The following is a 22,180-nucleotide window of genomic DNA, read 5'->3' as shown; positions in this document are numbered from 1 at the left end:
CGCGAGCGACCTCGAAAAACGGTTCCAGTGACCGCCACGACATCTGGAGGGCTCCTTCGAGGCCTCCGCTTCGCTCCGGCACCTCGGATCGAGGTGATCTGACAGGACGCACGATGACCGATTTTGCCCCCGTCGACGGCACCGAGATCGCAAAGGCCCTGCGCCAGCGCGCGGCGGAAAAGATCCTCGTCCTCGATGGGGCGATGGGCACCGTGATCCAGCGGCTCCAGTACTCGGAAGAGGACTTCCGAGGCGACCGATTCAAGGACCACGGCCACGACCAGAAGGGCAACAACGACCTCCTGATCCTGACCCAGCCCGACGCGATCCGGCAGATCCACCTCGACTACTTCCTGGCCGGCGCCGACGTCTGCGAGACCAACACCTTCTCGGGCACCACCATCGCCCAGGCCGATTACGGCATGGAGTCGATCGTCCACGAGCTGAACGCCGAGGGCGCGCGGCTCGCCCGCGAGGCCGCCAAGCTCGCCGAAGCGAAGGACGGCCGCCGCCGCTTCGTGGCCGGCGCCATCGGCCCGACGAACCGGACCCTGTCGATCTCGCCGGACGTGAACAACCCGGGCTTCCGGGCCGTCAGCTTCGATCAGGTCAAGCAGGCCTATGTCGAGCAGGTCCGCGGCCTGATCGACGGCGGCGCCGAGCTGATCCTGATCGAGACGATCTTCGACACGCTGAACGCCAAGGCCGCGGCGGCGGCGGCCTGGCAGGTCTTCGACGAGACCGGTATCCGCCTGCCGATCCAGATCTCCGGCACCATCACGGATCTCTCGGGCCGCACCCTGTCGGGCCAGACCCCGGCCGCCTTCTGGCACTCCCTGCGCCACGCCGATCCGCTGACCTTCGGGCTGAACTGCGCGCTGGGCGCCCGCGAGATGCGCGGCCACATCGCCGAGCTGTCGCGGATCTGCGACACGCTGGTCTGCGCCTACCCGAATGCCGGCCTGCCCAACGAGTTCGGCCTCTACGACGAGAGCCCGGAGGCGATGGGCAAGCTGGTCGGCGAGTTCGCCGAATCCGGCCTCGTCAACATGGTCGGCGGCTGCTGCGGCACCACGCCGGACCACATCCGCGCCATCGCGGAAGCGGTGGCCGGCAAGGCGCCGCGGCCGATCCCCGAGGTGCCGCGCCTGATGCGGCTCTCCGGCCTGGAGCCCTTCGTGCTCACGAAGGAGATCCCCTTCGTGAACGTCGGCGAGCGCACGAACGTCACCGGCTCGGCCAAGTTCCGCAAGCTCATCACCAACGGGGATTACGCGGCGGCGCTGGACGTCGCCCGCGACCAGGTGGCGGCCGGCGCCCAGGTGATCGACGTCAACATGGACGAGGGCCTGCTCGATTCGCAGAAGGCGATGGTCGAGTTCCTGAACCTCGTCGCCGCCGAGCCCGACATCGCCCGGGTGCCCGTGATGGTCGATTCCTCGAAGTTCGAGGTGATCGAGGCGGGCCTGAAGTGCATCCAGGGCAAGCCGATCGTCAATTCGATCTCGATGAAGGAGGGCGAGGAGAAGTTCATCGAAGCGGCACGCGTCTGCCGCTCCTACGGGGCCGCCGTGGTGGTGATGGCCTTCGACGAGCAGGGGCAGGCGGACAGCTACGAGCGCAAGGTCGAGATCTGCACCAAGGCCTACAGGATCCTGACCGAGCAGGTCGGCTTCCCGCCCGAGGACATCATCTTCGATCCGAATATTTTTGCCGTTGCCACGGGTATCGAAGATCACAATCCGTATGGCGTCGCGTTCATCGAGGCGACCCGCACGATCCGCGAGACCCTGCCGCATGCCCACATCTCGGGCGGCGTCTCCAACCTGAGCTTCGCGTTCCGCGGCAACGAGCCGGTGCGCGAGGCGATGCACGCGGTGTTCCTGTTCCACTGCATCCAGGCGGGCATGGACATGGGCATCGTCAATGCCGGCCAGCTCGCCGTCTACGACGAAATCCCGGCGGAGCTGCGCGAGCTCTGCGAGGACGTGGTCCTCAACCGCCGCGACGATTCCACCGAGCGCCTGCTGGAGTCCGCCGAGCGGTTCAAGACCGGCGCCTCGGCGCAGGCCAAGACCGCCGACCTGACCTGGCGCGAGGCCCCGGTGGCCAAGCGCATCGAGCACGCCCTGGTCAACGGCATCACCGAGTACATCGTGGCCGACACCGAGGAGGCGCGCCAGGGCGTCGAGCGCCCGCTCCACGTCATCGAGGGTCCGCTGATGTCGGGCATGAACGTGGTCGGCGACCTGTTCGGGGCAGGCAAGATGTTCCTGCCGCAGGTGGTGAAGTCCGCCCGGGTGATGAAGCAGGCGGTCGCCTATCTCGAACCCTACATGGAGGCCGAGAAGCTCGCCAATGGCGGCGACGGCAAGCGGCAGGCCGCCGGCAAGGTGCTGATGGCGACCGTGAAGGGCGACGTCCACGACATCGGCAAGAACATCGTCGGCGTCGTGCTGGCCTGCAACAACTACGAGATCATCGATCTCGGCGTGATGGTGCCGGCCGCCAAGATCCTGGACACCGCCAAGCGCGAGAAGGTCGACATCGTCGGCCTGTCGGGCCTGATCACGCCGTCGCTCGACGAGATGGTCCACGTGGCCGGCGAGATGGAGCGCGAGGGTCTGGACGTGCCGCTGCTGATTGGCGGGGCCACCACGAGCCGCGTCCACACGGCGGTGAAGATCCACCCGGCCTACGCCAAGGGGCAGGCGGTCTACGTCACCGACGCGAGCCGCGCGGTCGGCGTGGTGTCGAGTCTGATCTCCAAGGAGACCCGCGGCGCCACGATCGAGAAGGTCAGGGCCGAGTACGCCAAGGTCGCCGACGCCCACAGGCGCGCGGAGGTCGACAAGCAGCGGCTGCCGCTCGCCAAGGCGCGGACCAACGCCTTCAGGGTCGACTGGTCGGGCTACAAGCCGGCCAAGCCGACGTTCACCGGCACCCGGGTCTACGGCTCCTACGAGGTCGCCGACCTCGTGCCCTACATCGACTGGACGCCGTTCCTGCAGACCTACGAGTTCAAGGGTCGCTTCCCGGCGCTCCTGGACGATCCCGAGCAGGGTCCGGCCGCCCGTGCCCTCTACGAGGACGCGCAGGAGATGCTCAAGCAGATCGTGGCGGAGCGCTGGTTCAACCCGAAGGCGGTGATCGGATTCTGGCCGGCCAACAGCGTCGGCGACGACATCGCGCTCTACACCGGCGAGAGCCGGCAGGAGCGGCTCGCCACCTTCCACGGCCTGCGCCAGCAGCTCTCGAAGCGCGACGGGCGGTCGAACACCTGCCTGTCGGACTTCGTGGCCCCGGCCGGGACCGGGATCGCCGATTATGTCGGCGGCTTCGTGGTTACGGCCGGCCTTGAGGAGGTGCGCATCGCCGAGCGCTTCGAGCGGGCGAACGACGATTACCGGGCGATCCTCGTGAAGGCGCTCGCCGACCGCATCGCCGAGGCTTTCGCCGAGCGCATGCACGAGCGGGTGCGCAAGGAGTTCTGGGGCTACGCCACCGAGGAGGCCTACGCCCCCGAGGAGCTGATGCTGGAGAAGTACGACGGCATCCGTCCGGCCCCGGGCTATCCCGCACAGCCCGACCACACCGAGAAGACCACCCTGTTCGAGTTGCTGAAGGCCGAGGGCCGGATCGGCGTGAAGCTCACCGAGTCCTACGCCATGTGGCCGGGCTCCTCGGTATCGGGGCTCTACATCGCCCATCCGGAGGCGCACTATTTCGGCGTCGCCAAGGTGGAGCGCGATCAGGTCGAGGATTACGCCGCCCGCAAGGGGATGGATGTCCGCGAGGTCGAGCGCTGGCTCGGACCGATCCTGAACTACGACCCGGCGCGGTATCTCGCGCAGGCGGCGGAGTAGGGGCGAGGCACCACCGTCATCGCGAGCGCAGCGAAGCGACCCACGGCAGCGCGACATCAGTCAGCGTGGCGCTACCTGGATTGCTTCGCTCCGCTCGCAAGGACGGCGCGGCGGCCCGAACCGCCCGTCCAGCCTCAGCAGGTCCCGGCACCCCGAGTGTTCACGTACAGCGCATAGACCGAGTGCGTGGACGTCATCAGCAGCAGGTTGCGGTTGAGGCCGCCGAAGCACAGGTTGGCGCAGCGCTCCGGCAGGCGGATCCGCCCGATCAGCTTGGCCTGCGGGGAAAGCACGATGACCCCGTCCTCGGCCTCGCTCATCCCCCAGCCGCACCAGAGATTGCCGTCGACATCGGCACGGAACCCGTCCGGCGTGCCGGTGCCGGCATCGTAGAACACCCGCCCGTTGGCAGTCTTGGTGCCGTTCTCGACCACGTCGTAGACGCGGATCAGGCGGTTGGGCTTCGCCCGCGCCTCGATGACGTAGAGCTTGGACTCATCCGGCGAGAAGCACAGCCCGTTCGGACCCGCCACGCCCTCGACCACGACGCTGGCCTGTCCCGTCTTCGGATCGATCCGGTAGACGTTGCCGGGCAGCTCCGGCGCGGCCATCGATTCGTGCGGGTTCGGCCCGAAGGCCGGATCGGTGAACCAGACCGCGCCATCGGAATGGCAGACCACGTCGTTGGGTGAATTCAGCGGCTTGCCGTCGAACCGGTCCAGCAGCGTGGTGATGGTGCCGTCGTGCTCGGTCCGGGTCACGCTGCGGGTCCTGTGCTGACAGGTGATCAGCCGGCCCTGCCGGTCGCGGGTGTTGCCGTTGGCGTAGTTCGACGGCTTGCGGAACACTGAGAGCGCGCCGGAGGCCTCCTCCCACTTCATGATGCGGTCGTTGACCACGTCGCTGAACAGCAGCGATCCCATGTCGCCGAACCAGACCGGCCCCTCGGCCCAGCGGAACCCGGTCGCGACCCGCTCCACCGTCGCCGAGGCGAGGCGGTACTTGGCGAAGGTGGGATCCAGGATCTCGACGGCGGGGTCCGGCACCCGCTGCGACGGTTCCCAGCCGGCCCCGGCCGCCCGCGTCGCGCCGAGCAGGGCGGCTCCGGCGAGCAGGCTCCTGCGTGCGATCGTCACCATGTTACCTCCCTGTGGTGTGGCCCGCCGCCCGTTACCGACGGCTCGGGCCGGTCAGTGGATCTCGGGTTCCGGGATCCCGCCCGAACCTTCCAGAAAGTCGAAGTCGCAGCCCTCGTGCGCCTGCCTCACGTGCTGGGCGAACAGGCGGTTGTAGCCCCGCGGATAGGCCCGGTCGGGCGGCACGAACGCCTTCACCCGCGCGGCGATCTCTGCGTCGTCGAGGTGCAGGTGGATCCGGCGCGCGGGCACGTCGACCGTGATGCGGTCGCCGGTGCGAACGGCGGCGAGGGGACCGCCGGCCGCCGATTCCGGCGCCACGTGCAGGATGCAGGCGCCGTAGCTCGTCCCGCTCATCCGCGCGTCCGAGATGCGGACCATGTCCCGCACGCCCTGCCGGAGCAGGACCTTGGGGATCGGCAGCATCCCCCATTCCGGCATGCCGGGACCGCCGATTGGGCCGGCATTGCGCAAGATCATCACATGGTCGGGGGTGACGTCGAGGGCGAGGTCGTTCACCGCCGCGCTCATCGCGTCGTAGCTGTCGAAGACCAGCGCGGGACCGGTATGCTGCAGCAGACGCGGGTCGGCGGCCGGCGGCTTGATCACGCAGCCGTCGGGGGCGAGGTTGCCGTAGAGGATCGCGGTGCCGCCCATGGCGACGATCGGCCGGTCGAGCGGGCGGATCACGTCGTCGTTGAAGACCTTCGCACCGGCGAGCCCGTCGCCGACCGTGTTGCCGGTGACCGAGCGGGCGTCGAGGTGGAGGAGTGGGGACAGGCGCGCCATCAGGGCGCGGATGCCGCCCGCGATGTGGAAATCCTCCATCAGCCACTCACCCGAGGGCCGGAGGTTGGCGATCACCGGCACCTTCTGGGCGAATGCGTCGAACTCGGTAAGCTTGATCGGGATTCCCGCGCGCCCGGCCATGGCCACGAGGTGGATCATCGCGTTGGTGGAGCCGGCCAGCGCGTTGTGAACGACCAGTGCGTTGTCAATCGACCGGCGGTCGAGGATGTCGGAGGGCTTCAGGTCCTCCCAGATCATCTCCACGATGCGCCGGCCGCAGGCGGAGGCCATGCGGGGATGGTCGGCGTCGGCCGCCGGGATCGAGGCCGAGCCGGGCAGGGACAGCCCCAGGGCCTCGGTGATCGCCGTCATGGTCGAGGCCGTGCCCATCGTCATGCAGGTGCCGGCGGAGCGGGCGATGCCCGCCTCCATGGCGTTCCATTCCTGCGCGGTGATGTTCCCGGCCTCCTTCTCGGCCCAGTACTTCCAGACATCCGAGCCGGAGCCGAGGATCGTGCCGCCGAAATGGCCGCGCATCATCGGGCCGGCCGGCAGGAACACCATCGGCAGGTTCATGGAGATGCCCCCCATCACAGTGCCGGGCGTGGTCTTGTCGCAGCCGCCCATCAGCACCGCGCCGTCGACCGGATGCTGGCGCAGCAGCTCCTCCACCTCCATGGCGAGGAGGTTGCGGTAGAGCATCGTGGTCGGCTTGACGAAGTTCTCGGACAGCGAGAGCGCGGGCAGCTCGATCGGGAAGCCCCCCGCCTGCCAGACGCCGCGCTTCACGTGCTCCACGCGCTCGCGGAAATGCTGGTGGCAGGGGTTGATGTCGCTCCAGGTGTTGATGATGCCGACGATCGGCTTGCCGGTGAAATCGGCCCGCTCGTAGCCCATCTGGAGCATGCGCGAGCGGTGGCCGAAGCTGCGCAGGTCCGTGGCGCCGAACCAGCGCTGGCTGCGCAGGTCGCCCAGGTCTTTCTTGCGCGCGGTCATCGCCCTGCCTCCGGTTTCATGGGTTCGGTCCGGCGGGACGGGCTGCGCGGCCGGCGCCGTTCCGCGGATCGGCCGCCGCGCCCCCCGACCGGACCGAGACGACCGTGATCGCCGCGGAGGCCAGCGCGCAGGCGGCCAGGAAGTAGAGTCCCGCCTCGTAGGTGCCGGTGTCATCCTTGAGCCAGCCCAGGACGTAGGGGCCGACGAAGCCGCCGAGATTACCGATCGCGTTGATCAGGGCGATCCCCCCGGCGGCCGCCGGCCCGGCCAGGAACTCGCCCGGCATCGCCCAGAAGGCCGGCTTGCTGCCGTAGAGCCCGATCGTGGCCACCGACATCGCGGTCAGCGCCCAGAGGCTCCCGAGCATGGGACCGGACACGATGAGGCCGAGAGCGGCGACCAGCGCGGCGATCGCGAAGTGCCAGCGCCGCTCGTTGCGCCGGTCCGACGACCAGCTCCACGCGATCATGCCCAGGGTCCCGACGATGTAGGGCACCGCCGTGGCGACGCCCGTCTGCCAATCGGTGAGATGCAGGCTCTTCAGGATCGGCGGCATGAAGAAGGTGATGCCGTAGGTGGCGGTGCCGATGCAGAAGTAGATCGCCCCGAGGGCAAGAATCCGCCGGTCGGTGAGGACCGTCCGCAGGGTGAAGTGCCCGTGGGTCCGGATCGTCCCTGCGCGCTCCGTTGCCAGTTCTTCCTCCAGCCACCGCCGCTCCTCGGCGGTGAGCCACGCCGCCTGCTCGGGCCGATCCGTCATCAGAGCGAGGACCGCCAGGGCCAGCAGGATCGAGGGCACCGCCTCCAGGAGGAACAGCCATTGCCAGCCGTGCAGGCCCAGGGTGCCGTCGAGCTGGAGCAGCGCCCCCGAGATCACGGCCGTGAGGGCGTTCGAGCCCGGCACCGCAAGGAACAGGGCGGCGACCACACGGGCTCGGTACCGCTTCGGGAACCAGTAGGTGAAATAGAGGATCACGCCGGGGAAGAAGCCGGCTTCGGCCACGCCCAGCAGGAAGCGCAGGGCCAGAAAGCTCGCCGGGCCGGTGATGAGGGCCATGCTGCCCGCGACCAGCCCCCAGGTGACCATGATGCGGGCGATCCAGAGCCGCGCCCCGGCGCGCTCCAGCAGGACGTTGCTCGGCACCTCGAAGATGACGTAGCCGAGGAAGAAGATGCCAGCGGCCCAGCCGTAGAGCGTCGCGGAGAACCCGAATTCCCGGTTCAGGCCGAAGGCGGCGAAGCCCACATTCGTCCGGTCCATATAGGCCACGAAGTAGATCAGCACGATCAGCGGCAGCAGACGCCGCGACACTCTGGCGACGGTGCGCCGCTCGATGTCGGGCACGACCGCTCCCGCGCGTAGACCCGCCGCCATGACCACCTCCCTGCCGAAACCGACGAGTCCAGGCCCGCTGCCGATTGCGTGCCAGGCCGGAGCGGGCCGGACCGGCACACTCAGCGGCCGGTCCGCTGCCGCCACGCAGCGAAGTCGGCGAGACTCTGTTCGTCGGTGGCAGGGTAGAGGCCGAGGATTGTGCGGCCCTTGCGAACCTCCTCGGCCACGAAGTCCTCGTAGGCGGTCATCTCGACGGCCTCGTCGGCGACCGCGTCGGCGAGGTGGGCCGGGATCACCGCGACGCCGTCGCCGTCGCCGACGATGACGTCCCCCGGGAAGACGGGCGCGTCGCCGCAGCCGATCGGCACGTCGATGTCGATCGCCTGATGGAGGGTGAGGTTCGTCGGCGCCGAGGGCCGCACGTGGTAGCTCGGCATCGCGAGCTGCGCGATCTCGTCGGCGTCGCGGAAGCCGCCGTCGGTCACGAGGCCGGCGCAGCCCCGCACCATCAGGCGCGTGGCCAGGATCGAACCCGCGGAGGCTGCCCGGGCGTCCTTGCGGCTGTCGATCACCATCACGGCGCCGGGCGGGCATTCCTCCACGGCCTTGCGCTGCGGATGCGCCCGGTCCCGGAACACGGTGATGGGGTTCAGATCCTCACGGGCCGGGATGTAGCGCAGGGTGAACGCCTCGCCGACCATCGTCGGGCCGCCGGCCTTCAGGGGGCGCACGCCCTGGATCATCTGATTGCGGAAGCCGCGCTTGAACAGTGCGGTCATCAGCGTCGCCGTGCTGACGGACTTCAGCTTGGCGCGCGTCTCGGGGGACAGCCCGGCCATACGCATCTCCTCCCTGGGACCCGGTCTGCGCGACCGCGACCGGTGACGGTCGCATCGCGCTTGCGCATCTCGCTTGCACGCGTGGCTTACGCCGGGCTTGTTTCCCGCCCGCTCTGGATGCGGACTGATATCCCAGATCTTGAGTAGCACGGCGCGCCGCGCCATTGTCAACCGGCGCGGGTTGCGACAGACGTGATCCGACATCGACGGGGAAGCCCTTGGCCGGATTGGGATTTGCGGGCGGCGGGAGCACGGCGCCGTCGGAGGTACGCCGGCCGCGCTCCCTCTCCGAGACCGCCTACGACGCCATCGAGCAGATGATCATCAGCCGCCGCCTCGCACCCGGCGCCATGGTCTCCGAGGGTGAGCTCGGCGCGGAGCTGGGCCTCGGCCGGACCCCGATCCGCGAGGCGCTGGGGCGGCTCAAGGCGATCGGGTTCGTGGAGGTCCATCCGCGGCGCGGCGTCCTGGTCACCCCGGTGGACATCATCAAGCATCTCGAATTGCTGGAGGTGCGTCGTCCCCTCGACGAGACCGTCGCCCGTTGCGTCATCGCGCGCGGCACGGCGGAGGACCTGGGGCAGTTGATGGAGCGCGCGGCCGGGCTGCGCGGCGCCGCGGAGGCCCGCGACCGGGAGGCCTATTTCCGGCAGAAACGCGCCCTTCACGAGGCCCTGGTCGGCGCGGCCTACAACCCGACGCTCACCGGCACCATGGCGGCGCTCCACGCCCAGTCCCGCCGGTTCTGGTACACCTACGAGCCGACCGCCAGCTTCCTGGATTGCGCCGGGATCCACGGGACGATCCTGTCCGGCATCGCGGCGCGGGAGGAGGCGGCGGCCCTTGCCGGGATCGGGACGCTGTTCGACTTTCTCGACCGGATGACCCGTCGAGCCCTCGACCGTCGGCCCCTGGTCTGACAGGTTGACCGCCCCGACCCCGCCCCTATCCTGAAACTGGGATATCAGACGCCTCTCAGCGGCGGGCGGATCCACGGCCGATCCGGCATACGCACCGGATGCGGCCCCAGTGCCAGGGAGGAACGGCTTGAGCGGATTGCCCCCACGCACCGGTGCGCAGGTGCTCGTCGACCAGCTCCGCGCGCAGGGCGTCGAGCGCGTGACCTGCGTCCCCGGGGAGAGCTACCTCGCGGTGCTCGACGCCCTGCGCGACAGCGGCATCGACGTGCTGGTCTGCCGGCAGGAGGGCGGGGCGGCGATCATGGCCGAGGCCGCCGGCAAGCTCACCGGCCGACCCGGCATCTGCTTCGTCACCCGGGGTCCCGGCGCCACCAACGCCTCGGCCGGCGTGCACATCGCTCGCCAGGATTCGACGCCGATGATCCTGTTCGTCGGCCAGATCGCCCGGCGGATGCGGGACCGCGAGGCCTTCCAGGAGGTCGATTACCGGCAGATGTTCGGCGGCGTGGCCAAGTGGGCGGTGGAGATCGACGACGCGGCCCGGATCCCCGAGATCCTCGCCCGGGCCTTCCGGGTGGCGATGCAGGGCCGTCCCGGCCCGGTCGTGGTCGCCCTGCCGGAGGACATGCTCGACGATATCGCGGCCGTATCCGACGCGCCCCGCGTTATCCCGGCCGCGCCGGCGCCGTCTCGGGACGATGCCGAGCGCCTGCGGGCGATGCTGGCGGAGGCGCGGCGGCCGATGGTGCTGCTCGGCGGCTCCCGCTGGACGGAAGGTGCCGTCGCAGCCCTGGCCGCCTGGGCCGGGCGTCACGACCTGCCGGTCGCGGTCTCGTTCCGGCGGGCGCAGCTCTTCCCCGCCGACCATCCGAACTTCGCGGGCGAACTCGGGATCGGACCGAACCCGGCGCTCCTCGCCCGGATCAAGGAGTCCGACCTACTGCTGATGGTGGGCGGGCGCCTCTCCGAGATGCCGGCGCAGTCCTACGGCCTGCTCGGCATCCCCGATCCCGGCCTGCCGCTGGTCCACGTCCATTCCGACGCGGCGGAACTCGGCCGGGTCTACCAGCCGGCGCTGGCGATCGAGGCGGCGCCCGAGACCTTCTGCGCGGTCCTGCCGGATTTCGCGCCCACCGGGCGCGGGCGCGCCGCCGAGGCCCACGCCGCCTACCGCGCATGGTCCGAGACGCCGGAGCCGAAGCCCGGTGCGTTCCAGTACGGGGAAGCGATCACGTGGCTGCGCGAGCGGTTGCCGCCGGACGCGGTGATCTGCAACGGCGCCGGCAATTTCGCCACCTGGGTCCACCGCTACTACCGGTTCCGCGCCTTCGGCACGCAGCTCGCGCCGACCTCGGGCTCCATGGGCTACGGCCTGCCGGCCGCCGTGATGGCCAAGCGCAGCCGCCCGGAGCGGATCGTCGTGGCGCTCGCGGGCGACGGCGACGTGATGATGACCGTGCAGGAATTCGCCACCGCCGTGCAGTACGGGATCGCCGTCGTGGTGGTGGTGCTCGACAACGGCATGTACGGCACGATCCGGATGCACCAGGAGCGCGAGTATCCCGGCCGCGTCTCGGCGACCGAGCTGCGCAATCCCGACTTCGCGGCCCTCGCCCGCGCCTGCGGCGGCCACGGCGAGCACGTGGAGCGCACCGCCGAGTTCGCCCCCGCCTTCGAGCGCAGCCTCGCCTCCGGCCTGCCGGCGATGATCCACTGCCGCGTCGATCCCGAGGCGCTCACGCCGACCATGACCCTCGCGGCCATCCGCGAGAAAGCCCTGGCGGCGCAGCGGGGCTGATGGCCCGTCGCGCATCCGCCCCGGTGCGGCCCGGCCGCGCCCCCACGAAGAGGAACAGCCCATGACCCTGCGCGGCGAGAACCTGATCGGCGCCGAGGCGCGGCGCGGCACCGAGGCGGCCGTCCGGGCCGTCGCGGCGGCCACCGGCGCGACCCTGGAGCCGAATTTCCCAGGCGCGAGCCGGAGCGACCTGGACCAGGCCTGCGCGCTGGCGGAGGCCGCCTTCGACACCTACCGCGAGACCGATCCGGCGGCGCGGGCCGGCTTCCTGGAGGCGATCGCCGCGAACATCCTGGAGATCGGGGACGATCTCGTCACCCGCTGCATGGAGGAGACGGGGCTGCCCCGGCCGCGGATCGAGGGCGAGCGCGGCCGGACGGTGGGGCAGCTGCGCCTGTTCGCCGACGTGGTCCGCGAGGGTGGCTATGTCGGGGCGCGGATCGATCCCGCCCTCCCGGACCGCAAGCCCCTGCCGCGGCCGGACCTGCGCCTGCGCCGGATCGCCGTCGGCCCGGTGGCGGTGTTCGGCGCCTCGAACTTTCCGCTCGCCTTCTCGGTGGCGGGCGGCGACACCGCCTCGGCCCTGGCCGCGGGCTGCCCGGTGGTCGTCAAGGCGCACCCGGCCCATCCCGGCACCTCGGAACTCGTCGGCCGCGCCATCCAGAGGGCGGTGGCGTCCTGCGGCCTGCCGGAGGGGACCTTCTCGCTGCTGTTCGATGCCGGCCAGTCGATCGGGCAGGGGCTCGTGGCCGATCCCCGGATCGCCGCCGTCGGCTTCACGGGCTCGCGCCGCGGCGGCACCGCCCTGATGGCGATCGCGGCCGGGCGCCCGACGCCGATCCCGGTCTATGCCGAGATGAGCAGCATCAACCCGGTGCTGCTGTTCCCCGGCGCCCTCGCCGCGCGGGGCGAGGCGATCGGCAAGGCCTTCGCGGCGTCGCTGACCCTCGGCGCCGGGCAGTTCTGTACCAATCCGGGCCTGATCCTGGCCCTGCCCGGGCCGGGCCTCGATGCCTTCCTCGCGGCCGCCGCCGCGGCGCTGCGGGAGAGCCCGGCCGCGACCATGCTGACCCCGGGCATCCAGCGTGCCTACCGCGAGGCCGTCGCGCGGGTCTCGGGCCACGCCGCCGTCACGACGCTGGCCGAGGGGCGGGAGGGCGGATCGACCCAGGGCCGGGCCGCCCTGTTCGCCGCGGATTCGGACGTCTTCCTGGCGGCACCCGAGTTGCAGGAGGAGATGTTCGGGGCGTCTGGGCTCGTGGTGCGCTGTGCGGATTTCGCAGCGATGCGGGCGGTTCTGGAGCACCTGGAGGGCCAGCTCACGGCCTCGCTGCACTTGGCGCCGGAGGACCACGCGGCCGCGCGGGACCTCCTGCCCCTCCTGGAGCGCCGCGTCGGCCGGATCCTCGTGGACGGGTTCGGCACCGGCGTCGAGGTGGCGCACGCCATGGTGCATGGCGGCCCCTATCCGGCGACTTCGGACGGGCGCACGACGTCGGTGGGCAGCCTCGCCATCGACCGCTTCCTGCGGCCGGTGAGCTACCAGGACGTGCCGGACGCCCTGCTTCCGGCGGCGCTCCAGGCGGCGAATCCGCTCGGCCTGCCCCGACGGATCGACGGCGCGCCCGAGCGCCACTGAGGCGCAACCGGCGGCCAGTCGGGAAGCCCGATCAACGGCTTGCCAGGTGAGGGCGCGGCGTCTAGACAGCCACGGCTCACCTTGGGGCGTCGCCAAGTGGTAAGGCAGCGGTTTTTGGTACCGCCATTCCCAGGTTCGAATCCTGGCGCCCCAGCCAAATTTCCGCGTAAGTCTCTCAATTTGAACGATTTCCTGCAGAAGCGGGAGGCGTCGGCACACATCGGTGTTGCACATGCGTGTCTCACACGAGGTGCCCGGTGCCGGCTATCGCTCATGCTTACAGGCGCGGTGGGAGTTATTCCTGGCGCCGCCGGATCCCGCTGCCGCTGATCCGATTCTGCCGTTCCACGCAGCTCGTGGTAAGTCTAGGCACGCGCGAGCCGGCCAGGGCACGCTTCCTCGCGAGCCAGCTCACGGCTCATTCCGATCAGCTTTTTCATCGCGCCATGAGCGAGCCCGAACCCGATCTCATTATGAGCCGCCGCCAGCTCGACGGCATCTTTCGCGAAAGCCTATTGGCCCACCTCGAAAAACTCGACCGGATCGCTGCGGCAGAACGTGCGGAACCGCACTTCGATCCTGAGGCGAGCCGGCGTGCCGATCGGCGTATGGGATGGATCCTGCGTATCCTTGGAGCGCGCGGCGCGGCAGCCACCATCGATCCTCCGTTGGCTGATGAGATGCGTCGCGACGGGCTAAATGACCTCGACATTGAGGAGGCACGGGCGACGCTGGCCGCGATGGTGCGCCAGAACGGCCACCTGATGCCTCGCGCTCGCCTGGAAGGGCTGCTCGCGAACCAAGCGGTCGCACCCACCATGACTAACTTGTCTTTAGCTCAGGAGATTGCCTTCCGCGGTATGTCAGCGGCGGCCTTTGCGACTGAGCGCCGCTACGATGGTCTTCGGATCGAAGAGGTCACACTGCGCGACGCGATCCTGCTGAGGGAAGCGCAGGTGCCGCCCGAGGCCACCGGCTCGACAGCAACCGCGCGTACAGCTCATTCGCAATCAAACGCTGATGCCGTCCCTCCAATGCCGACAGGCGTTGCAATCGTGTCAGCAAGCCCGGACCTCGCGCTGGATGCGACGGACCAAGAGCCTCATCAGAAGGGGATACATCCAATCATCGCGTTCGGGGAGGCGATGATCGCCGGGCGCGCTCGTGACGAAACCTGGGATGCAAAAACACAGCATCAGGCGCGGCAGATTTTTGCCCTGTTCGCGAAGTTACTCGCCGAGAACGGCCTCGTCCGTGTGACTGATCTTCGGCAGAGCCATTTTGCCGAATTAGTTGATCTTTTGCGGTCCGTCTCGCCATCGTATGGTAAGAGCCCTCGTGATGCCGAACGCAGCACAGCTGAACTGCGTGAGATTGGCGCCAAGCTTCCAGCCAACAAGCGTGGCATCGTCGGGGATACCATCAATCGTCACCTGACTTTCCTCGGACAGCTTGTGACATTTCTCAAGGCGCAGGGCCTCGCGATTGATGCGAGCATCGACCTCGCGCTCCTTCGCGCCCGCAAGCGGGACAGGGCACGTAACCGGCGACCATCTCTTAGCAACGACGATGTTGCGGCGATCTTCCAATTGCCCTGCTTCACAGGCTGTCGTTCGTGGCGCGATCCGTTTACCACAGGCGATCAGGTATTCCATCGCGCTTTGTACTTCGCGATTATCTTACTCTATTATACAGGCGCGCGAAGAGAGGAAATTGCAGGACTTCATGTCGGCGACGTGGAGGAGGCAAGCGGGATTGCATACCTTGCTTTTCGATTCAACGAAACGCGTCGTCTTAAGAACGTTCAATCTATTCGGTTTGTCGCTTTGCACCCAGAGGTGCTCCGCCTCGGGTTTTTGGACTACGTCAAAGCTGTTCGCGCACTCGGATACGGCCTCGTGTTTCCGGATCTAAAATCGCCAAACTCAAGCTCGCCGCTCGGCGATCGCCTCTACGATGAATTTAGCAGCGGACTTCGAAAAGCAATCTCAAACGAAGACGAACGTAAAAAGGTCATCCACTCCTTCAGACATTCGCTTGGCAACAATCTTAAGCAAGCCCGCGTTCACACGGAAATCAGAGCTGACATCCTTGGACACGCCGGGTCCGGCGAAACAGACGAACGTTATTGCGACCCGACAGCTCTGGCATTGATGCTGGAGGAGCTGAAAAAGGTTCCAGCGGTCACCAACCATCTGGCGCAGAAGCCGATAAAGCTGCTCCCGTGGGTCTCCGCAAAGGAGCGGCCGCCCTTCGCAAGAGCCCGCAAACGCTCCGTGTCTCGGGGATAAGTGGGCCCGGCAGGACTCGAACCCGCAACCAAAAACGCGATTGCTGACAGCGATTTAAAGAAAGTCGAAGAGCTCAAGTTATGCACTTTGTGCGGGAGCTGCAAGACGGCGAAGCGTCAGCCTTCACGTTAAAGGTAGCTGAGGTGCGGACGGTCCTTTCTGCGGACCCTCTGGCCCTGCCGACTGCGCGCTCGTAGCGCTTCAATCGGAGTTGGACGACTCCGTGCCAACTTGCTTATCGGACGTCCGCTGTGAGGATCACATAGAGCGGTGAGAATGACTGGGTCTGGCCGAAGAACGAACCCGCTGCGCGGGAGGGCGCACGCGGTGAGGTCGCGGTAGCATCCGGACCGTCGCGCGTCGTTTGAGGCCTGTCGGCGGCGGGCCGAGCATCGCGGCTCCTTCATCCGAGGAGCCCGACGATGCACGATCTGCTTCCTGCCCCTACAATCAGCCCGCTGCGCCAACGCCTGATCGAGGAGATGAACCTGCGCCGGTTCTGCCACGAGACCCAGCGCAACGACCTGCGCGACGTCGGTCGTCTGGCCACCTTCCTTGGACGCCGGCTCGACACGGCCAGCGCGGAGGACCTGCGCCGCTTCCAGGTCGAACAGCGCCAGGGCGGAGTGCCGGTGCCGACCCTCAACGGCATCGTCTCGGCCTTGCGCTTCTTCTTCACCCACGCCCTCGACCGCCCGGATCTGGCGCGCCGGCTCGTCCGTCTGGCCTATCCGCGCACGCTGCCCGTCGTCCTCAGCCACGCGGAGGTTGCCCGCCTGCTCGCCGCCACGACCTGCCTCAAGCACCGGGCGGCCCTGGCCGTAGCCTACGGCGCCGGCCTGCGCGTGGCCGAGGTCGCGGCGCTGAAGGTCACGGACATCGACAGCCAGCGCATGCTGATCCGGGTCGAACAGGGCAAGGGCGGCCGGGCCCGCAACGCCTTGCTCTCGACGGATCTCCTAGCTCTGCTGCGCCAGTGGTGGCGGACCGGCCGCCAGCAGGGCATGATGTATGGCGACGGCTGGCTGTTCCCCGGCCAGCACGCCCTCAAGCCGATCAGCACCCGGCAGCTGCACCGGGTGGTCGTCGAGGCCGCACGGGCCGCCGGCATCGCCAAGCGGGTCGGCCCGCACACCCTGCGCCACAGCTTCGCCACCCACCTCCTGGAGGACGGCACCGATATCCGGGTGATCCAGGTCCTGCTCGGCCACGCCAAGCTCGACAACACCGMCTTCTACACCAAGGTCGCCGCCCGCACGGTGCGCACCGTGACCAGCCCCCTCGATCGGCTCGGCCTGTTCGAGGCCGGGGAGAGTGCGGCCGGCAGCTGACGCGCCGGGCCGACCCCCGTGCTGGAGGTCGCCGACGTCTTCCGCGCCGCCGGGCCGGCCTACCGTGCCGCCCGGGGCGGGCACCTGAGCCTGCACCAGCGCAAGGTCATGGCGGCGATCGAGACCTGCCGCACCGCCGCGCTGGGCGGCCACGTCGAGGCCTGCGACGGCTGCGGGCACACGCGCATCGCCTACAACTCCTGTCGCGACCGGCACTGCCCCAAATGCCAGGACGCGGCGGCCCGCACGTGGCTGGCCGCGCGCGAGGCCGACCTCCTGCCGGTCGGCTACTTCCACGTCGTGTTCACCCTGCCGGCCGAGGTCGCGCGGATCGCCTTCCAGAACAAGGCCGCCGTCTACGACCTGCTGTTCCGGGCAGCCTCCGAGACGATGCTGACCATCGCCGCCGACCCGAAGCATCTCGGTGCCCGCATCGGGCTGACCGCCGTCCTCCACACCTGGGGCTCGGCGCTGACCCACCACCCGCACGTCCACATGATCGTGCCCGGCGGCGGTCTCGCGCGCGACGGTACCCGCTGGATCTCAGCAAAGCCCGGCTTCCTGCTGCCGGTGCGCGTCCTTGCCAAGCTGTTCCGGCGGCTGTTCCTGGCCGGGCTGACCGCCCTGCACGCGGCTGGACGGCTCGCCGCCTTCGGCAGCCTGTCGCCCCTGGCCGAGCGCGGCGCCTTCCTGCGCCACCTCGCGCCGGTCCGAACCAAGCGCTGGGTCGTCTATGCCAAGCCGCCGTTCGCCGGCCCCGCGGCGGTGCTCGCCTACCTGTCGCGCTACACCCACCGGGTCGCCATCTCGAACCGGCGGCTCGTCGGCTTCGACGCGACCGGCGTCACCTTCCGGGTCAAGGACTATCGCCGCGACGGGCCGGAGCGCTACGGCGTCCTGACGCTGGCCGCGGACGAGTTCATCCGGCGCTTCCTCCTGCACGTCCTGCCCAGGGGCTTCCACCGCATCCGCCACTACGGCCTGCTCGCCAGCGCCACCCGCCGCGCCAATCTCGCCCGCATCCGCGACCTGCTGGCCGCCGCGCCGCCGGCTAACCCGCCGGAACCTGCGTCGCCGCCCGACCGGCTCGCCCCGTGCCCGTGCTGCGGTGGGCGCATGACGGTCGTCGAGATCTTCGGCCGCTTCCGGCAGCCGCGAGGTCCGCCGACCGCCTCGGCTTCAACCCGGATGAGGGCCACGTGACCCGGCCCTCCATGTGCCCCGTCGCCTGCCGCAAGCACCACGCCGCGGCCAGTGGATCGTCGTGCGCCTGTTCCAGCCGACCCCACCGTCAGCCACCCACGCCAGGGTATGGCCCCCGCGTCGGCGTCTCATGCGATCCTGGCAGCCAACGGATCGGTCTCAGCCAGCACGTGCGAGCCAGGACACAGTCACACGCTAGCCGCCGCGAGACACCCCGCCATCGGGCCGAAACGACCAATCCCCATAGCTGAGCGCCTCGGTCCCCGCGGGTTCCTTCTTCGGAGACTTTCGTACGCCTCACGGCGCCCGAAACTCTTCACGTAAGCGGAATGGCTATTTCGGAGAGGGTGCGCCGTAAAAGCAGACGCACTCCTACCGACCCAAACCCTCCGAGCGAGCAGTCTTCGGCCCTTCCGAGAAGCGGTCATGCCTTGGCATCGCCTCTGCGCAAAATTCCGATGTGTGCTTTTGCGCTTGCTTAGCCTGCGGCGGCCTCAATAAACCTGCGGGATAATTGCAAGCGCCACGGCGAGCACCAGAATACCGGTGCTTTACGAAAACACGTTGAGCGAAGATAATACATTGCGATATCGTGAGGTGCGCAATGTCCGCTTCCGGCTTGGCGCTACATGCAACACTGCTATCTCGCCGGTCGCTACTCGGCGTGTCGGCCTTCGGCGCATCAAGCAGCCTCCTCGGCTGTGCCCTGCCAACTCGGCTCGCCGCCGTGCCACGCGGATGCGCGAGTGCCGCAACGGCGCTCGGTGTGCCGAACGAGCGGTTCTTCCCGACTGAGACCAACGGGCAGGCCGCGCTCCAGCGGGAATTCATCGAGGCTGTCCAACGCCAGATCGTGTCGAGCGGCATCCGACCGGCCACACCGTTGCCCGACTTGGACCTGCTCGGCATCTCAGGAGGTGGTGAAAACGGAGCCTTCGGCGCCGGGCTTCTCAACGGTTGGACCGAGCATGGCGACCGCCCGAACTTCTTCCTGGTCACCGGCATCAGCACCGGCGCGTTGAGTGCCCCCTTCGCGTTTCTCGGCGGCGCCTATGACGCGCAACTGAAGAGCGTATTCACCGACATCACCTTGGCGGATGTTCTGCTGGAGCGCAGCTACACCGCTGCGATCTTGGACGATGCCATGGCGGACAACAGCCCTCTGTTCCGCACCATTTCCCGCCACCTCGATGAGGCGATGCTGGCCGAGATCGCCCGGGCCTACGCCAATGGCAGGCTGCTGCTGGTGGGCACCTCTAATCTCGATGCGCAGACACCAGTCATTTGGAACATCGGCGCTATCGCGCAGAGCGGCCATGCTCGCGCCTTGGAGACGGTGCGGCGGATTCTACTGGCCTCCGCTGCCATCCCCGGTGCCTTCGCACCGGTCTTTTTCGATGTGACGCTGAACGGGAAGCCCTTTCAGGAGTTGCATGTTGACGGCGGGGCGTTCGCCCAACTCTTCCTATATCCCGCCAGCGTCTCGCGATTTCGTCGGGAGCGGCTGGCGCGCGGGCAGCCAACGGCGCGGACTCGGGCTTGGGTGATCCGCAATGGTCGGCTGGATCCCGAATGGGCCTCGACGGAGCGTCGGACCCTCGGCATTGTAGGTCGCGCGATCACTGCCATGATCGCGGCCAGCGGCTACAACGACGTGTTGCGGATCCATGCCGCAGCCGAGCGCGACGGGGTAGACTACAACTTGGCCTTCATCGGACCGGACTTCACGATGGAGCGGAACAAGCCGTTTGATCCATCCTACATGCGCCCCCTCTATGAATATGGCCGGCAGCGCGCGCTGCGTGGCGACGCTTGGGTCACGCAACCTCCGATCTGAGTCGATCAAGGTCGCGGCGACCCGCGCAACATGGCCTCTCGGTCAAGCTGTGATCGCGATGCCCTAACTCCTGGTGACAGATTCAGTCGATGAAGCGTTCGACCATGCCGTTCGTGCGCAGCGGGTATGGCTTCATGGAAGAAATTGCGCGGCCCGTCGATCGACACGCAGCACGGGATGACCTTGCCGTCGAGCACCATCCCAAAGCGCACGTGCGCGAGGGTCTCCCTGTCGATGTCCTGCGGACCCGCCTCGTAGCTCTCCAGCGGCATGCGGCGCCACTGACCTTCACGCCCCTGCATCCCGCTGCGCTCTCCGCCTGTCAATCGGCCCCGCGCTAATATCCAGTAAGCCCTCAGTGAGCGTAGATGATCACATCGACCGTATCGTCGCTGCCGCCGACGCCGCTCTCGCGACGGGAGGCGCTCCCATGGTCAGGCCGAGCATCGCTGACCTGTTGAACCTCGACCGCGCTTTGGTACCCGAGGAGCGCAAGCGACTGTGCGCCGGCACGACGCTGAAGGGTGACGAGGCTTTGCCGGGCAGCGGTTCTGAGGGCAAGACCTGCGGATCGTCCAAGCAACTGGTTCCCAAGCGCTTGGCCCGGACCGACCTGAAATGCGGGCTGACGGAGCGGGGCTGGACTGAGGGCGCCGGCAGCAACGCGTCGGCCGGTTGTGCCACCCTGCAGGCGGAGAGAGGCGCCGACGTCCTCGCTCTTAGAACGACGCGCGGAGAATGGCCGGTCGGGGAAGCGTGCTTAGACCTCGGGTGTCGATCTGAGCCAGCCCTGCAACACCGGCCAGCAGCGCGACGATCATGAACAGGGCTCCCAAGAACTCGGTGAGCTAGTCAGAATGTCGCGCGGCCTTGCTGATCCCGTAGCCGCCGAGCGTGAACACGGCCGCGGCGATCAGTGGAACGGTCAGGCCTGCAAGCAAACGCACCTCCCGCCTGAAAAACCCGTGGTCGGCAGAGCGGTTCTGGCGCACAACAGGATGCCGGAAGTGCCGCTGCAAACGTCACCGCTCACCGAACGCAGATGGGAGCAAGCGCGACTTGGTGCATCAGACAAAAGGCACCTGAGACCGGCCGACAGCCGCGTCTCGTACGATCAAGCTACGGATGCAGAAACTGCAAGATTAGTCGATGGGAGTGCCGGGCATGATCACGACCGCTCAGCTCGCCTCACGGGCACTCGGCGACCATCTCGCCGCCGAGCTCCAGAGCACGTTCGGCGCCAGCCAAGCGCCCTTGGCCGAGAGGGTTGGCGCTGCCGCGCGTCTTGCCCTTGAGTGCTTGGGGAACTCTGACGCACTCTACCACGACCTAGAGCACACTCTGCTCGTTACGCAGGTCGGCCTCGACATCTTGCGTGGCAAAACTCTGCTCGAATTCGTCACGCCAGATGACTGGGCACATCTGGTGGTCGCCTGCCTTCTGCATGACATCGGATATGTGCGAGGCGTTCTGAAAGGCGATTGCCCTGTGGAGGGTTATATCATCGACGACGCTGGCCACCGCATCGTGCTGCCGCGCGGCGCCTCGGACGCGGCACTGACCGCCTACCACGTCGACCGATCCAAGTTGTTTGTCGCCGCGCGCTTTGGCCAATCGGAAATGCTGGACGCGAACCGCGTCATGCGCGCCATCGAGCAAACCCGCTTTCCGGCCCAGCCCGGCAATCTCGACGACCATCCGGAAGATGAGGCCTGCCTGGTCCGGGCGGCGGATCTGATCGGGCAGATGGGTGACCTCCTCTACCTCCGCAAAACCAATGCGCTCTTCCACGAGTTCGAGGAGGCCGGGACGAACGCCACCCTGGGCTACACCTCGCCTGCCGATCTGGTCGAACGCTACCCAGAGTTCTTTTGGCAAAGCGTATCCTCGCATTTGGAGAGTGCGCTAAAGTACTTGGAGGTGACGGTGAGTGGGCGCCAATGGATCGCAGGCCTCCAGTCTAATGTATTTCGGGCGGAACGCTCAACCACCTTCGGACGGTCCCACACGCTTGAGAACTGGTAAGAGCGGTTGGGACCGTTAGGGCCTGTCGTCGCCTGAACGGACTGGCGGGGCTTGCGTTTTCCTCTCTCCAAGGCAGGAGGGATGATGCTGAGCGACGCGCAATGGTCTGAGCTGGAGCCGCTGGTCGAGGCGTGCCGTCCGAAGGCCAAGACGCCACCGCAGGACCTGCAACGC

The 22,180-nt window shown here is 68.2% G+C and carries 13 protein-coding genes, 1 tRNA gene and 1 pseudogene; 11 read left to right on the top strand and 4 right to left on the bottom strand.

What is annotated here, in order from left to right:
* The first annotated feature begins 113 nt into the window (after window positions 1–113).
* Window positions 114–3,866 (top strand): methionine synthase, encoded by a 3,753-nt coding sequence (gene metH, locus ACXJKQ_RS22765; protein WP_457107969.1) that lies wholly within the window; start codon window positions 114–116, stop codon window positions 3,864–3,866.
* A gap of 134 nt (window positions 3,867–4,000) precedes the next feature.
* Here metH and ACXJKQ_RS22760 read toward each other — a convergent pair whose 3' ends face one another.
* From ACXJKQ_RS22760 to ACXJKQ_RS22745, 4 genes are all read right to left on the bottom strand, one after another.
* Entirely contained in the window at window positions 4,001–5,005 is a 1,005-nt protein-coding gene (locus ACXJKQ_RS22760; RefSeq protein ID WP_457107968.1) for an SMP-30/gluconolactonase/LRE family protein, read from the bottom strand.
* Between the two features lie 51 nt (window positions 5,006–5,056).
* The gene (gene araD, locus ACXJKQ_RS22755) at window positions 5,057–6,787 is read right to left on the bottom strand and encodes an L-arabinonate dehydratase (protein WP_457107967.1); all 1,731 of its coding nucleotides are present in this window, start codon (window positions 6,785–6,787) and stop codon (window positions 5,057–5,059) included.
* Window positions 6,788–6,803: 16 nt separating this feature from the next.
* Window positions 6,804–8,162, bottom strand: a complete 1,359-nt coding sequence (locus ACXJKQ_RS22750; RefSeq protein WP_457107966.1) for an MFS transporter — start codon at window positions 8,160–8,162, stop codon at window positions 6,804–6,806.
* Window positions 8,163–8,242: 80 nt separating this feature from the next.
* The gene (locus tag ACXJKQ_RS22745) at window positions 8,243–8,962 is read right to left on the bottom strand and encodes a ribonuclease activity regulator RraA (RefSeq protein ID WP_457107965.1); all 720 of its coding nucleotides are present in this window, start codon (window positions 8,960–8,962) and stop codon (window positions 8,243–8,245) included.
* 218 nt (window positions 8,963–9,180) lie between these two features.
* Between ACXJKQ_RS22745 and ACXJKQ_RS22740 the strand changes: the two genes are divergently transcribed.
* From ACXJKQ_RS22740 to ACXJKQ_RS22695, 10 genes and pseudogenes are all read left to right on the top strand, one after another.
* On the top strand, window positions 9,181–9,882 hold the full coding sequence (locus ACXJKQ_RS22740; protein WP_457107964.1) for a GntR family transcriptional regulator: 702 nt from the start codon (window positions 9,181–9,183) through the stop codon (window positions 9,880–9,882).
* Between the two features lie 127 nt (window positions 9,883–10,009).
* Entirely contained in the window at window positions 10,010–11,680 is a 1,671-nt protein-coding gene (locus ACXJKQ_RS22735) for a thiamine pyrophosphate-binding protein (RefSeq protein WP_457107963.1), read from the top strand.
* A 61-nt stretch (window positions 11,681–11,741) separates the two neighbouring features.
* On the top strand, window positions 11,742–13,319 hold the full coding sequence (locus tag ACXJKQ_RS22730; RefSeq protein ID WP_457107962.1) for an aldehyde dehydrogenase (NADP(+)): 1,578 nt from the start codon (window positions 11,742–11,744) through the stop codon (window positions 13,317–13,319).
* Window positions 13,320–13,401: 82 nt separating this feature from the next.
* Window positions 13,402–13,476, top strand: a tRNA-Gln gene (locus tag ACXJKQ_RS22725).
* 79 nt (window positions 13,477–13,555) lie between these two features.
* Window positions 13,556–13,753: pseudogene (locus tag ACXJKQ_RS22720) on the top strand (DUF6538 domain-containing protein); the annotation flags it as partial.
* Window positions 13,754–13,765: 12 nt separating this feature from the next.
* Window positions 13,766–15,610: a tyrosine-type recombinase/integrase gene (locus ACXJKQ_RS22715; protein ID WP_457107985.1), complete on the top strand. Its 1,845-nt coding sequence runs from the start codon at window positions 13,766–13,768 to the stop codon at window positions 15,608–15,610.
* Window positions 15,611–16,032: 422 nt separating this feature from the next.
* A complete protein-coding gene (locus ACXJKQ_RS22710; protein WP_457107961.1) occupies window positions 16,033–16,941 on the top strand; it encodes a tyrosine-type recombinase/integrase in 909 nt (302 codons plus the stop codon).
* Window positions 16,942–16,959: 18 nt separating this feature from the next.
* Window positions 16,960–18,144 (top strand): IS91 family transposase, encoded by a 1,185-nt coding sequence (locus tag ACXJKQ_RS22705; RefSeq protein ID WP_457107960.1) that lies wholly within the window; start codon window positions 16,960–16,962, stop codon window positions 18,142–18,144.
* A 766-nt stretch (window positions 18,145–18,910) separates the two neighbouring features.
* On the top strand, window positions 18,911–19,981 hold the full coding sequence (locus ACXJKQ_RS22700) for a patatin-like phospholipase family protein (RefSeq protein WP_457107959.1): 1,071 nt from the start codon (window positions 18,911–18,913) through the stop codon (window positions 19,979–19,981).
* Window positions 19,982–21,145: 1,164 nt separating this feature from the next.
* Complete coding sequence (locus ACXJKQ_RS22695) at window positions 21,146–22,006, top strand: HD domain-containing protein (RefSeq protein WP_457107958.1); 861 nt, start codon at window positions 21,146–21,148, stop codon at window positions 22,004–22,006.
* Window positions 22,007–22,180: the final 174 nt, after the last annotated feature.

It is taken from the genome of Methylobacterium sp. P5_C11 (assembly GCF_054049775.1).
The sequence above is the reverse complement of the archived record's forward strand: the minus strand, read 5'-3'. Positions and strand labels throughout refer to the sequence as shown.

What these genes read in the sequence shown, in the direction of transcription:
- ACXJKQ_RS22730 (WP_457107962.1), top strand. Translation starts at nt 11,742, where the DNA reads ATGACCCTGCGCGGCGAGAACCTGATCGGCGCCGAGGCGCGGCGCGGC.
- ACXJKQ_RS22760 (WP_457107968.1), bottom strand. Translation starts at nt 5,005, where the DNA reads ATGGTGACGATCGCACGCAGGAGCCTGCTCGCCGGAGCCGCCCTGCTC.
- ACXJKQ_RS22695 (WP_457107958.1), top strand. Translation starts at nt 21,146, where the DNA reads ATGATCACGACCGCTCAGCTCGCCTCACGGGCACTCGGCGACCATCTC.
- ACXJKQ_RS22750 (WP_457107966.1), bottom strand. Translation starts at nt 8,162, where the DNA reads ATGGCGGCGGGTCTACGCGCGGGAGCGGTCGTGCCCGACATCGAGCGG.
- ACXJKQ_RS22715 (WP_457107985.1), top strand. Translation starts at nt 13,766, where the DNA reads ATGAGCGAGCCCGAACCCGATCTCATTATGAGCCGCCGCCAGCTCGAC.
- metH (WP_457107969.1), top strand. Translation starts at nt 114, where the DNA reads ATGACCGATTTTGCCCCCGTCGACGGCACCGAGATCGCAAAGGCCCTG.
- araD (WP_457107967.1), bottom strand. Translation starts at nt 6,787, where the DNA reads ATGACCGCGCGCAAGAAAGACCTGGGCGACCTGCGCAGCCAGCGCTGG.
- ACXJKQ_RS22745 (WP_457107965.1), bottom strand. Translation starts at nt 8,962, where the DNA reads ATGGCCGGGCTGTCCCCCGAGACGCGCGCCAAGCTGAAGTCCGTCAGC.